At 63.9% G+C, this 12,969-nt stretch carries 14 protein-coding genes; 5 read left to right on the top strand and 9 right to left on the bottom strand.

Annotation, left to right across the window (positions count from 1 at the left end; translation table 11 throughout):
- Window positions 1–462 precede the first annotated feature (462 nt).
- From HFP57_RS12975 to uvrB, 8 genes are all read right to left on the bottom strand, one after another.
- A complete protein-coding gene (locus tag HFP57_RS12975; protein ID WP_176870181.1) occupies window positions 463–987 on the bottom strand; it encodes a hypothetical protein in 525 nt (174 codons plus the stop codon).
- Window positions 988–1,076: 89 nt separating this feature from the next.
- Complete coding sequence (locus HFP57_RS12970) at window positions 1,077–1,577, bottom strand: hypothetical protein (RefSeq protein WP_176870180.1); 501 nt, start codon at window positions 1,575–1,577, stop codon at window positions 1,077–1,079.
- Window positions 1,574–2,236 (bottom strand): hypothetical protein, encoded by a 663-nt coding sequence (locus HFP57_RS12965; RefSeq protein WP_176870179.1) that lies wholly within the window; start codon window positions 2,234–2,236, stop codon window positions 1,574–1,576. The genes HFP57_RS12970 and HFP57_RS12965 overlap by 4 nt, the downstream gene beginning before the upstream one ends.
- A gap of 394 nt (window positions 2,237–2,630) precedes the next feature.
- A complete protein-coding gene (locus tag HFP57_RS12960; RefSeq protein ID WP_176870178.1) occupies window positions 2,631–4,091 on the bottom strand; it encodes an amidohydrolase family protein in 1,461 nt (486 codons plus the stop codon).
- 88 nt (window positions 4,092–4,179) lie between these two features.
- Window positions 4,180–4,500 carry a HigA family addiction module antitoxin gene (locus HFP57_RS12955; RefSeq protein WP_176870177.1) on the bottom strand — a complete coding sequence of 107 codons (321 nt, stop codon included), beginning with the start codon at window positions 4,498–4,500 and terminating at the stop codon, window positions 4,180–4,182.
- Window positions 4,472–4,753 carry a type II toxin-antitoxin system RelE/ParE family toxin gene (locus HFP57_RS12950; RefSeq protein ID WP_176870176.1) on the bottom strand — a complete coding sequence of 94 codons (282 nt, stop codon included), beginning with the start codon at window positions 4,751–4,753 and terminating at the stop codon, window positions 4,472–4,474. The genes HFP57_RS12955 and HFP57_RS12950 overlap by 29 nt, the downstream gene beginning before the upstream one ends.
- On the bottom strand, window positions 4,750–5,208 hold the full coding sequence (locus tag HFP57_RS12945; RefSeq protein ID WP_176870175.1) for a hypothetical protein: 459 nt from the start codon (window positions 5,206–5,208) through the stop codon (window positions 4,750–4,752). The genes HFP57_RS12950 and HFP57_RS12945 overlap by 4 nt, the downstream gene beginning before the upstream one ends.
- Before the next feature lie 58 nt (window positions 5,209–5,266).
- Window positions 5,267–7,447: an excinuclease ABC subunit UvrB gene (gene uvrB / locus HFP57_RS12940; protein ID WP_176870174.1), complete on the bottom strand. Its 2,181-nt coding sequence runs from the start codon at window positions 7,445–7,447 to the stop codon at window positions 5,267–5,269.
- A gap of 185 nt (window positions 7,448–7,632) precedes the next feature.
- Between uvrB and HFP57_RS12935 the strand changes: the two genes are divergently transcribed.
- The 5 genes from HFP57_RS12935 (at window position 7,633) to HFP57_RS12915 (ending at window position 11,562) form a co-directional block, all read left to right on the top strand.
- Entirely contained in the window at window positions 7,633–8,130 is a 498-nt protein-coding gene (locus HFP57_RS12935; protein WP_176870173.1) for a DUF3617 domain-containing protein, read from the top strand.
- Window positions 8,131–8,288: 158 nt separating this feature from the next.
- Entirely contained in the window at window positions 8,289–8,858 is a 570-nt protein-coding gene (locus HFP57_RS12930) for a DUF3617 domain-containing protein (RefSeq protein ID WP_176870172.1), read from the top strand.
- A 107-nt stretch (window positions 8,859–8,965) separates the two neighbouring features.
- Window positions 8,966–10,057 (top strand): TIR domain-containing protein, encoded by a 1,092-nt coding sequence (locus HFP57_RS12925; protein ID WP_176870171.1) that lies wholly within the window; start codon window positions 8,966–8,968, stop codon window positions 10,055–10,057.
- A 16-nt stretch (window positions 10,058–10,073) separates the two neighbouring features.
- A complete protein-coding gene (locus HFP57_RS12920) occupies window positions 10,074–11,078 on the top strand; it encodes a toll/interleukin-1 receptor domain-containing protein (RefSeq protein WP_176870170.1) in 1,005 nt (334 codons plus the stop codon).
- A 103-nt stretch (window positions 11,079–11,181) separates the two neighbouring features.
- Window positions 11,182–11,562, top strand: a complete 381-nt coding sequence (locus HFP57_RS12915) for a VOC family protein (protein WP_176870169.1) — start codon at window positions 11,182–11,184, stop codon at window positions 11,560–11,562.
- Window positions 11,563–11,753: 191 nt separating this feature from the next.
- On the opposite strand, the gene HFP57_RS12910 is transcribed toward HFP57_RS12915, so the two are convergent.
- A complete protein-coding gene (locus HFP57_RS12910; RefSeq protein WP_176870168.1) occupies window positions 11,754–12,935 on the bottom strand; it encodes an MBL fold metallo-hydrolase in 1,182 nt (393 codons plus the stop codon).
- Between the last annotated feature and the right edge of the window lie 34 nt (window positions 12,936–12,969).

The following is a 12,969-nucleotide window of genomic DNA, read 5'->3' as shown; positions in this document are numbered from 1 at the left end:
CAGACCTTCGGCTCCGCCTCAGGCGCCGCACCAGCCCGCTCCCCCTCCCGACCTACCACAGAGTACACTTAATGGGAGGTCGGGAGGGGGAGCGGGCTGGTGCGGCGAACTTTCGCTAGAAAGTTTCTGACAAACAAAACCGGGGGCGGCGATTGTCCGTCAGGGAAATCTGACAAACACAGGCCCATATGAAAAAGGCCGCCAGGCGCGATGCCTGGCAGCCCTAAACATGGTCAGCGGCCGGAGTGCCGGCCGGAGAACTCAGGCGGGGAGTTAGCCCCGCATCCTCCGAAACGACTGAACCGACCTCACTACTGAACCATGAGACATCGGATCACCTCCTTTCGCATTGTTGAACTCATGTGCAGGAATGAATCATTGCGACTCGTGGATCAACCCTTGTTTTCCACATTTTTTTGCGCAATCATCCGCCGCTCGCCGCGAAAGACCTTCGCGGCTTTTTTATTGCCCGCCATTTATGGGCGCCGAACCGCCCGCCGCCGCGGCGCATTGCTCGAAAAATTCCTGAAGCACGGCGTCGGTTTGAATCATCACCGGTTCGCCGCCGTCGCTTTCGACGGTCAACGGCGCGGGAAAACCGCGGATCGTTCCCGCGAGCGGACCGGCCACCGGCAACCGCGCCAGCCTGACCGGCCCGTCCGCACCGGTGCGGATCTCGACCGGATCGACGCCGTGCATGAAATCGCCCGCCCGCAACAGCATCGCCGGACGCCCGCCATCGGGAACGCCGCCGGGCATTTCCAGCACGAGCTCGGCCGTTTCGGCGTCGCAGCGGAACGAGGCGAGGAGCGCGCCGTCCTCGTCGGCATAGCTGGCCCGCTCGTCATCGGCGGCCCAGGCGCCGGGCGTCAGGGCCAGCGCGGCGGGTTCAGCGGTGCTTCCGTCGCCGGCCTCTCCCGCACAGGCGGTGAGCGCCAGGAACAGGGCTGGGGCGAGCGCCATCGCACTCCATACGCGCACGGTCATGTCATACGGCTCCTTCGCAATGGTCGAAGCCGCGCGCATGGCACGCCATTATTACGGTTTTGCGGCAGTCCCGGCGAAGCGGGCGGCGATCAGCCCCGGCAATCCTCGAACACCCGGGTCATTTCCGGCCAGTTGGGAATGGCGGCGAGCGTCTGACCCGTCACAGTGACGGCGATGCGGCCGCGGCTGAAGGCAATCGTGTCGAGATAGTCGTCCGACGCGTCGGTCGCGGCGACGATATAGGACTGCGCGCCCGGGCTGTTCTGCGCGGTATAGCTGGCTTCGCCATGCGTCGCCTGGAACGCCATCGTTCCGCTGTCCGAAGGAAGACTGCCCTCGAACGAGAAATAGATGCGCCGGTCGTCCGCATTGCAGCGCACGAGGAACAGGGCGTCGCTATCGGGTTCGCCATACAGCGCGACCGAGCCGCGATCGTCCTGCCGATAGACCCAAGTGCCTTCGGCGAGCGGAACATCGCGCCAGTCGGCATCCGTCTGGGCCGGTGCGGGTGTCGGGGCCGCCGAACAGGCACCGAGCGCGACGAAGATCGCCGTCGTCGCGGTGACGGCGTTCAGACCGAACAGGCTCATTCCGCCGCGCCCTCTTCGGTTGCTTCGGATGCTGGCGCCGCGGCCTCGAGATCGGCGACTTCGTCGGACGCGTCCCGCCGGTCGCAGGCGCTGACGATACTGGTCAGGACATCGTCGGCCGGAAAGGTGATCCGCTGGTCGCCGCCGAGGCGAACCGAATAGGGACCGTTGCCGCCGATCAGCCGGCCGATAAAGGGATCGGCGGCCGGCACCGATATATAGGCGGCCGCCGTGTCGCCCACGGCTTCGGACGCGGTGAAGGTCGATCCGCCCTCGGGTGTGCTGATATAGACGGTGCCCGAACCGCCCTGGGGCGGCATGCCGATCAGCCGGACGTCGATCCCGCCGCCCAGCTCGCAGGCGATGGTGATGACGGGCGTCTGGTCCTCTTCGCCGAAGACGGCCATCCGTTCGCCCTCGACCGTCGAGACGCTCCAGGCGCCCGGCGTGAGGCTGCCGGTCAGGTTCGTATCGATCTGGCCCGGCGAGGTGCCGGACAGCACCTCTTCCTCTTCGCTTCCGGCTCGCGCTTCGTCGGCGAGCCGCTCATATTCGGCCTGGGCCGCCTGGGCCGCGGCGCGCGCCTCTTCGGGCGTTTCGGTTCGCGCGCAGGCGGTCAGCGCAAGCGCAGGCAGGACGACGAACAATATCGGACGCACGGGTTTCTCCCAAGGAATCTCTGACTCTATCAATGGGGTGGAAATGGCGGGATATCAAGCGACGGCGCGTTTGGGATTTTGTTCGTCAGAATCTGGGCTTCGCTTCTTTTAGTCAGAACTTCCCTCGCGGGAAATCGCGGCACCGGGTTTGGTTTGTCAGAAACTTTCTAGCGAAAGTTCGCCGCACCGGGTTTTGTTTGTCAGAACGTTGCTAGCGCAACGTCGCCGCACCGGCCCGCACCCCCTCCCGGCCTCCCATTGAGTGTACCCTGTTGGGAGGCCGGGAGGGGGAGTGGGCCGGTGCCGCGCCTGAGGCGAAGCCGAAGGTCTGACAAAAGAATCCCGGTGCGGCGACGTTGCGCTAGCAACGTTCTGACAAACAAAACTCCAACCCCTAGCCCGGCCGGCCGCCATGCGCGGCCCAGTTCGCCATGAACTCGCGCCGCGTCTTCGGCCCATAGGTCGCGAAACTCGGATTGGGATCGGCGCGATAGTCTGCCCGGCGTTCCAGCAGTGTCCGGTCCGCCGCAACCTCTTCAAGGTCGAGGCCATAGACCGCCGCGCCGTTCAGGCCGAAAATCTTGCGTTTGGCCTCGGGGGTCAGCGCCGGATAGCCGAAGCGTTCCTGATATTCTGCGCCGATCTCGAACGCGCGGAAGGCCTGGATCTGGTCCTGCGGGCTGCCGTACCAGATCGAATCCGTGCCCCAGATGATCCGCTCCTCGCCGAACGTCTGCAAGAGCTTGCCCATGACATGCGCGGCCTCGTCCGGGCGGCCCATGAAATAGCGCCAGAGCGAACCCATTTCGGCATAGAGATTGCCCTCGTTCGGTCTGAGGCCTGCATCGCGATGCGCCTTGATCAGCCGGTCGACACCGCCGCCATCGGGGTCGTAGGCGGTCTCGGTCACGCCGGGCTGAAAGCCCGAATGGTAGACGAGGAAGGTGAGATCGGGATTGGAAACCGCCGCATTGCCCATGTCCCGCGGGCTCGAATAGAGCGGATCGAGGCCGTAGAGCGAGATGCCCTTGTGCACCGCGATGATCGTCTTGCCGAGCCGCCGCGCATTGGCGAAGGTGCGCTCCGCATAATCGCTTTCGTCGAGAAAGAAGCCTTCGGCGTCCGGCCCCCATTGCGGGTACATCTTCCAGGCGTCGACGCCGTGAACCTCGGCCTTTTCGTCCATCGCTTCCAGCTCGCCCGGATCGTTGGGCAGCACGCCGCCATGGATCAGGCAGCGCGCGCCGTCGCCGCCGATCTGTTCGATGATCCCGCGCGCCTCGGCTGCATATTCGATCGGCGTCGGGTTGCTCTCCGCCGTGCCCCAGAGCGCGGAGACCACCGCGACATCGGTATCGCTGTCGAGATAGACTTCGCGGGCGAGCGTCTGCGCCGAATAACAGTCATAGCTGCCGTCCGCGCACTGGGTGGACTGGCCAAAGGCGCGGGAGAGCGCCGCCTCCCAGATCTCGCCGTCGCGCCCTGTCGCCCAGGCGGCGGAAGGGTCGACGCAATGGGTCTGCACGTCGAAGATAAACTCGTCGCCGCCGATCGCGGCATCGGCCGCCTCGGGCTCGAACGCCGCCTCATGCGCCATGGCATAATGACCGCCAGCGCCCGGATTGGCCCGGTTGCAGGCCGCGAGCGTCGTCGCCGCGCCCATCGAGGAGACGAGAAAGGCCCGCCGCCCCATGCCGAGCTTTTTGGCGTTCTCGGTCGCGGTTTCATGCGCGAGCCGGTTCGTATGATGCTGTTTCACGGTCGGTGGCCGCGGAAAGAATTCGCCGTTCGATGTGCCGTCGAATTTGATGGGAAGACGGGTGCCTTCGGGATCGAGATCTGGGGTGCGGACCATGGCGACTCTCCTGCGCAAGTACGAAACGCAGTGTAACCCGGGCGGGCGGTGCGCCAAAATGACTTCGATCAAATGCGAGGATTTAGCGTCAGGCGGCGCGCGGAACGATCCGGTCGAGTTCGCCGTTCAATGCGCGCTTCGCTTCGAGCAGCTCATAATCGTTTTGCAATCCGAGAAAGAAGCCCTCCGACATGCGAAAATAGCGCGCCAGCCGGAGATCGAGATCGGCGTCGACTCGCGCCTTTCCGTCAATCATCGATTGCAGGCGAGCGGAAGGGATCGCCAAGGCTTGCGCAAGCTCGGCAACATCGAGCCTCAGAGGCTCAATAAATTCGCTCACCAATAATTCCCCAGCATGGCTGTTATGTAGCCAGTCGGGATCAGTGATAGTCTGCGATTTCGACGCCATCTGCGTTTCCGTCCTTCCAGACGAAACATATACGCCATTGGTCATTAATGGAAATCGAATGCTGCCCAGCGCGGTCTTTTTTCAGCGCATGAAGACGATTGCCGGGCGGATTCCGCAAATCTTCCAGAGATTTGGCGCGGTTGAGCATTTTCAGCCGATCGAGTGCTCGGCTCTGGATATTGTTCGGCAGCTTACGGCTACGTCGACCATTCCAGATACGCTCGGTTTGCTTATCGGCGAAACCACGGATCATGATGATTTAAACTCATCCATCTTCCGCCATTCGGATGTGCCAGGCATCAGAACATACCAGAAGCGCCACCCATTCACGTTTGTATTTGAAATCGCGCTCGCGGCATCTGACGGACTCGTCCTAACCAGACCGTCTTCATCAATCCATTTGCCATCTCGAATCTCTGCGAAATAGGTCCGGCCCTTGTATGTTGCTCGGAACTTCGTTCCGTCAGGAAAATGGGTACTCCCAAACCATATCCCGCCCAAGGTGTCCAAAAGTGCGTTTTTCCCCACTCCCTCCAAAACGCCCCGCCGCTTGGCGAACTGGGCCAACGCATTTGGCTGATCGGAGACTGAAGCCGCCTGATCGGGGAGTTCAAGGAGTCTTCTGATGACAGAGTTGTATGAGTCTGCCTCAGTCTGTCGCAGCGCCGTTAGCGCTTTGAAAACGTCAAAATCGATCTCAATCTGCACACTAAATCTCCGTATCTATCGTAGATACTATCATAGATTTTGCAGATCGCAAGATATGTTACCGCATCTTCCGCTGCGTTTTCCCGTAACGCATCTTGCGCGTACCCGGCCGGCCTTCGGTGGCGCGGCCCTTGGGCGTGGCGACCTGGTCGATTTCGGGAATGCCCAGTTCGTCGGCTTCCAGCTTGCGGATCTGGTCGCGCAGCCTTCCCGCTTCCTCGAACTCGAGATCGCCCGCTGCCGCGCGCATGCGTTTTTCGAGGTCTTCGATATACGCGCGCAGATTGTGGCCGACGAGATTGTTGACTTCCTCGTCGCCGGTATCGACGGTCACCTGATCCTTGCTCGCCGCATGCGCGACGATATCGGCGATATCGCGTTTGATCGTGGTCGGCGTGATGCCGTGGAGCGCGTTATACTCGCGCTGCTTCTCGCGGCGGCGGTCGGTTTCGGCGATCGCGCGTTCCATCGATCCGGTCATCCGGTCGGCATAGAGGATCACGCGGCCTTCGACATTGCGCGCGGCGCGGCCGATCGTCTGGACCAGCGAGGTTTCGCTGCGGAGGAAGCCTTCCTTGTCGGCGTCCAGGATGCAGACCAGCCCGCATTCCGGAATATCGAGGCCCTCGCGCAGCAGGTTGATGCCGACCAGCACGTCGTAAACGCCGAGCCGGAGATCGCGGATCAGCTCGATCCGCTCCAACGTCTCGACGTCCGAATGCATATAGCGGACGCGCAGTCCCGCCTCGTGCATGAACTCGGTCAGGTCTTCGGCCATCCGCTTGGTCAAGGTCGTGACGAGCGTGCGATAGCCTTTCTTCGCGGTCTCGCGGCACTCGGCGATGCAATCGTCGACCTGCTCCTCGACCGGACGGATGGTGACCGGCGGATCGATGAGCCCGGTCGGGCGGATCACTTGCTCGCTGAACACCCCGCCCGTCTGCTCCATCTCCCAGGGGCCGGGCGTCGCGGAGACGCTCACCGTCTGCGGGCGCATCGCGTCCCATTCGTTGAAGCGCAGCGGTCGGTTGTCGATACAGCTCGGCAGGCGGAAACCATATTCGGCGAGCGTCAGCTTGCGCCGATGGTCGCCCCGCGCCATCGCGCCGACCTGCGGGATCGTCTGATGGCTCTCGTCGACGAAGAGCAGGGCGTTGTCGGGGAGGTACTCGAACAGCGTCGGCGGCGGCTCGCCGGGCAACCGGCCGGTCAGGAAGCGCGAATAATTCTCGATGCCCGCGCAGCTTCCGGTCGCGGCGATCATCTCGAGATCGAAATTGGTGCGCTGTTCGAGCCGCTGCGCTTCGAGCAGCATGCCGGCATCCTGCAATTCCTTGAGGCGCACCTCGAGCTCGCGCCGGATCGCGCCCATCGCCTGTTTCATGGTCGGGCCGGGCGTGACGTAGTGCGAATTCGCGAATATCCGCACCCGATCGAGCTTCGCGCCCTTCTTGCCCGTCAGCGGATCGAATTCGGCGATTTCCTCGATCTCGTCGCCGAACATACTGACGCGCCAGGCCATATCCTCATAATGCGAGGGGAAGATTTCGAGATTGTCGCCGCGCACCCGGAAATTGCCGCGCGCAAAGGCTGCGTCGTTGCGCTTGTACTGCAGCGAGACGAGCTTGCGGATGATATCGCGCTGATCGACGCTCTGGCCCTTCCTGATGTCGAAGGTCATCGCCGCATAGGTTTCGACCGAGCCGATGCCATAGAGGCATGAGACCGAGGCGACGATCAGCACATCGTCCCGCTCGAGCAGCGACCGCGTCGCCGAATGGCGCATCCGGTCGATCGCCTCGTTTACCGAGCTCTCCTTCTCGATATACGTGTCGGAGCGCGGCACATAGGCTTCGGGCTGGTAATAGTCGTAATAGCTGACGAAATATTCGACGGCATTATTGGGGAAGAATTGTTTGAATTCGCCATAGAGCTGCGCGGCGAGGATCTTGTTCGGCGCTAGGACGAGGCCGGGCCTTTGCAACGCCTCGACCACCTTGGCCATGGTGAAGGTCTTGCCCGACCCGGTGACGCCCAGAAGCACCTGGTCCTTCTCGCCCGCCTTAGCGGTTTCGACGAGTTCCGCGATCGCCGTCGGCTGGTCGCCCGAGGGCTCATAGTCGGACACCAGGTCGAAGCGTTTCCCCCCTTCCGCCTTTTCGGGGCGCGCGGGACGGTGCGGCACGAAGCCGCTATCGGTTTCGGGTTCGTCGAGGCCGGTCCGGATCGCGATTGCCATGCGGGCGGATATGGAGCGCGGGAGGCGGTTTCGCAACGGTGCGCTGCGCCGGACGACAAGCCTCCTGACATGCGGATGCCCGCCATCGGCGCGGCGGTTTGTCCTTGCGTCTTTTCGCCGCGTTCGCCAGTGTCGCGCCCGAGGGTCCGCTCCTTTGCCAACGATGAAACCGAGAGGTATCCAGAATGCAGAAGTTTTTGATCGCGGTGGCGCCGCTGGCGCTGCTCAGCGCGTGTTCGGGCGGCGGTAGCGACGGTCTTCAAGCCGGCGAGTGGACGATGACCACGCAGATGACCGAGATCGACATCCCGAGCGTACCGGAAGAGATGGTGGCGCAAATGCGGGAACAGGCGAATGCGCAACCCCCAAACACCATCTGCCTGAGCGACGAGGATGTGACAAACCCCGTCGAAGCGATGTTCATGGAGGGCGACATGGGCGAGGATTGCGATTTCGGTGAATCCGCCTTCGAAGGCGGTGTCATCAATGTCGATGCAACCTGCCAGGCAACCGAAGGGCCGGGTACCACGACCTTCTCGATGCAAGGAAGCTACACGGCCACGAGCATGGAAGCCGAAATAACGGGCAATGTCGAAGGCGGACCGATGGAAATGCGGATAGCCAGCACGATGACAGCCGAACGCTCCGGCGACTGCGAAGCTGAAACGCAGGCCGATAGCTGACGTCATCGCAGCGATAGTGAAGCGCCGCCGCGACCGCCCGCCGCGGCGGCGCTTTTCTTGTGGTCGCTTGTCGTGACTATGGCGGCGCGGGATTGATGCGAGAGCCGCGCCCGCCTATCACCCGGTCGATGCCCGAAGGCACTCGTGGGAGGAAAATGATGACGAATTCGGCCTTGAAGACCCTGATCGCATGTGCCGCGCCGATGGCGCTGCTCGCCGCCTGCTCGTCCGGCGGCGATGCGGATGCGGACGGCGACGGCGAAATCAGCAGCGCGGAAGCGGCCGCCGAGATGGAAAGCGCCGGGGCGAACATCACGCCCGGCCAGTGGGAAGCCACCGTCCAGCTGACCGAGTTCGACATGCCGGACATGCCGGAGGATATGCGCGGCATGATGCAGGAACAGATGGGCCGGGCGCAAACGAACACCTCGTGCATCACGCCCGAGGAAGCCGCGGCGCCCGAAGCCAACATGTTCGGCGATGGCGACGATTGCACCTATAGCGAGTTCGACATGTCGGGCGGCACCATCCTGATCGCCGGGACCTGCCAGTCCGAAGGAATGCCGGGCGCGATGACGATGCGGATGGAAGGCAGCTACACGCCGACCAGCTATGACATGACGATGAACATGAACATGGATGGCGGGCCGATGGGCCCGATGACCATGGCCGGCCAGGTAAACGGCCGCTTCCTCGGCCCCGACTGCGCGACCGACGCCGACGGTTAGCCGGCCCGTGGACGGGCGCCCGCATTGACTAGGCCCGCATTGATAGGATGGCGCGGCGCGGTTAGGATATGGGACGGGCGCGTTTGGGGCGGCGAACGGGGGGTTTGATGGCGCAGAATGACGGAGGATCGGCGGGGAAGAGACGCCCGGTTGCCTTTATCAGCCATCACAGCTCGCAGGAGCAGACCGCCCGGCACCTGAAGACCATCCTCGAACGCAACGGCGTCACCGGCTGGATGGCGCCCGACGATATCGATCCGGGCGTCGCCTTCGACCAGGCGATCATCGAACAGGTCGAACGGTCGGACCTGATCGTCCTGCTGTTCTGCTCGAAATCCGATCAGTCGCGCCATGTGAAGCGCGAGCTGATGATGGCCGAGAACAACAAGAAGCTCATCTACCCGGTCCGGCTCGAGGATATCGACGCCAAGGGCCTCGCCTATTGGCTCAACGACTATCAGTGGATCGACTGGATCGACCGGCGGGACGCGACGATCCAGCGGATGATCGAGACGATCAAGCGCCAGGTCGGCCATGACGAGCCGGCCGACGACGACGAGACCGACGTCGCCGAGAGCGCGCCCGCTCCGGCCGAACCGGTTCCCGACACGCCGGCCGAAACCGCGCCGGTTGGACTGATGGGCGATGGGAGCGGCGACGGCGACTCGCCGCCGCGCTTCCTCGGTATCCCGCTGAACCGGAAAGGCTGGTATGCGATCGGCGGCGGCGCGGTGCTCGCGGCCATCCTGCTCGGGCTGTTCGTCAACAGCATGGCGGGGGAATCGGAATTCAAGGTCCGCCCGGGCCAATGGGAAACCCGGTACGAAGTCGACCGGATTCTGGAAAATCGCAGCGGCAGCCAGGCGGATGTCGACGCCTTTGTCAGCGGTTTCGAAGCGAATGTCGCCACCCATTGCATCAGCGAGGCGGAGGCGCGCTCGCCCGGCAACGACTTTTTCGATCCCGACCGGGCGAACAACTGCGCGATGAGCAATCTGCAGATGGAGGGCGGGGATTTCCGCGTCCAGCTCGAATGCCGGCCGCCCAATATCGGCGTCGCGCTCACCGTCTGGATGCGCGGCGATTATCGGCAGGACCGGATCGACGCCGAGGCCGAATATGCATTCGCGCCCGATACGCCGAACGAGTTCCGCTTCGTCGCGAATCAAACGGGCCGGTATCTCGGACCGTGCGAGTGACGGGCGGGCGGGCCCGGTGAACGATGCGGCCGATCCCGGGTCCGATGAGGACGAACCGCGGCCGGTTGCCTTTATCAGCCATCACAGTTCGCAGGAGCAGACCGCCCGGCACCTGAAGACCATCCTCGAACGCAACGGCGTCGAGGGGTGGATGGCGCCCGACGATATCGAGCCGGGCGTGGTCTTCGACAAGGCGATCGTCGATCAGGTCCGCCGGTCCGACATGGTCGTCCTGCTCTTCTGCGCGAAATCCGACCAGTCGGACCATGTCCGGCGCGAACTGACCCTGGCGGTCGACAACAAGAAGCTGATCTATCCGGTCCGGCTCGAGGATATCGACGCCGAGGGTCTCGCCTATTGGCTGAGCGGCTATCAGTGGATCGACTGGATCGACCGCCGCGACGCGACGATCCAGCGCCTGATCGACACGATCAAGCTGCAGGCCGGCGACGACGGCGCATCCGGCGCGCAGGCGACCACGCCGTCCCGTGCGCGCGGCCGGTCCGGCCGGAACAGGATCGCCTGGCTCGGCGGCGGTGCGGCGATCGCCGTCGCGGGTATTGCGGCCGCCTGGTTCCTGATCGGCGGGGAAGCGGACGCAGAACTGAAGGTGCTGCCGGGAAGCTGGGTCCGCGAGATGACGGTCCATACGCCGGTCGCGGCGGGCGACGGGCGGGAAGCGGCCGAGGCGCTGTTCGATCGGCTCGATCTTCAATCCTCGGCCGGTTGCATCGGAGCGATCGAATCGACCAATCCCGGCATTTCCTTTTTCGATCCGGACGGGCGGCACAATTGCTCGATGGACGGGCTGTCCGAGGGCGTGGACGCGAAGCTGCTTGCCGAATTCACCTGCCGGCCCGCGGCGCTCGACGGCGGCACCGCGACATTCGCACTCGACGTCACGCCGGAACGGAACACCAAGATATTGGCCGACGGAAACCTCACGATACGGGACGGCGCGGGCGGACAGAGCCTGTACGAGGTGGAGTTTCACTATTTCTATGCAGGCAAGAACTGCTGAACCCGTCGCGCGGCCATTCTTACCTCGGACGTCATTGACGGCGACTGCGACGCACGAGCATGATGCCGCGCGATTTTCCTCTCCCTTCTGAAAGGCTGAAACAATGATTGGCTATGCGACTATCGGCACCAACGATCTGGAAAAGGCGCGGGGCTTTTACGACGCGCTGTTCGAAACCGTGGGGGCGAAACGGCTGATGCAGCTCGACGAAGGCTTTACCGGTTACGGCAAGGAAATGGGCCAGCCGATGCTGTGCGTCACCCCGCCGTTCAACGGCGAAAAGGCGACGGTCGGTAACGGCATGATGATCGCGCTCCAGGCCGAGGATCGTGCCGAGGTGGACGCGCTGCATGCCAAGGCGCTAGAGCTGGGCGCCGATGACGAGGGCGCGCCGGGCTTGCGCGAACCGGAAGAAATGGGCTTCTACGCAGCCTATTTCCGCGATCTCGACGGCAACAAGCTCTGCGCGTTCAAGGTCGGGTAGTTTTGTCACTCGACCGATAGGGCGAGCGGCGCTGATTCCCTTGTCAGAATTTCCCTGTCGGGAAATCGCCGCACCGGCCCGCTCCCCCTCCCGGCCTCCCACTAGGGTACACTCAATGGGAGGCCGGGAGGGGGAGCGGGCCGGTGCGGTGACGTTGCGCTCGCAACGTTCTGACAAACAAACCCCCCAAACTAATCCAAAGCCCGGATTTCGGGCTCCGTCGCGCAGCGTTCGACGGCCGCTTCGTCTACCTCCGCCGTCTCGCGCACCGGCGGGATATCGAAGCGCTGGCCATGGCGGACGGCGCGGAAGAAGCCGTCCTCGATACCCGCGCAGTCCTGCAGCATGTGCAGCATCCGCGCCGGCGTCCAATAGCCTTCCCAGGACAGGCGGAACGTGCCCCAATGGACGCCGATCGAAACCGGGCGGCCGAGCCGGTTCCAGGCCTGGATCGCGTGCATCGGGCCGATATGGTTGCCGCTCCATTCCTGCCCCGGCTGGAAGCGGAAGGCGCCGATCGGGATGAAGGCGAGCCGCACCGGGCCGTATGCGGCCGCCTCTTCGGGCCAGCGCATGTCGCCCGGTCCCGTATCGCCGCCGAAAAAGATGTTCCCCGCCGGCGTCGTGATGACGAAGCTCGACCAGAGCGCGCGGTTGCGGTCGACGCCCCAGCGCGAGCCCCAATGATGGTTGCGGGTGACGATCACCGAGACATCGGGCGATACCTCCACGATCCCGCCCCAGTCACGCGTCACGGCCTCGGCGCCGGCTTCGGCGATCACCGTCTCGTTGCCGAGGCTCGTGACGATCAGTGGCCGGTCCCGCTCCCAGAGCCGCCGCAGGGTGGCGAGATCGAGATGGTCGTAATGATTGTGGCTGATCACGACGAGATCGATCGGCGGGAGATCCTCGAACCGGATGCCGGGCGCGGCGACGCGGCGCGGCCCGACGCCCTGGAAGGGCGAGGCATAGTCGGACCAGATCGGATCGGTGAGGATGTTGAGGCCCTGGGTCTGGATCAGCGCGGAGGCATGGCCGACCCAGGTCGTCACCATCCGGTCGCCCGCGACACGCTCGCCGGGCACGATCGGGGTAACGGGCACGCGTTCTGGCCAGCCCGGCCGGTCGTCGCCCGTGATGAAGCGCAGGAGGAAGCTGCTCCGGCGGGGATTGCCGACCCGCGTCGGATCGCCGACCCAGCCGCCCGCGCCCTCGTCCGGATTGACGAACCGCTCGCCGTCGAAATTCTCCGAGACCGGGCCGTCATAATAGATGCGATCGAGAAACGGCGGCACCACGACCGGCGCCAGCAGGACTGCGATCAGCAGAAAGAGAAGCCCGCTGCCCAGCCAGCGGAACAGGCGTTTGATCATGGCGTTGCGGCGATCTTTCCCATAGAGTTTTCCG

The organism is Parasphingopyxis algicola, from assembly GCF_013378075.1.
Classification (GTDB): domain Bacteria; phylum Pseudomonadota; class Alphaproteobacteria; order Sphingomonadales; family Sphingomonadaceae; genus Parasphingopyxis; species Parasphingopyxis algicola.
Note: the sequence above shows the minus strand (reverse complement) of the source record. Positions and strands in the feature narration are given on the sequence as shown.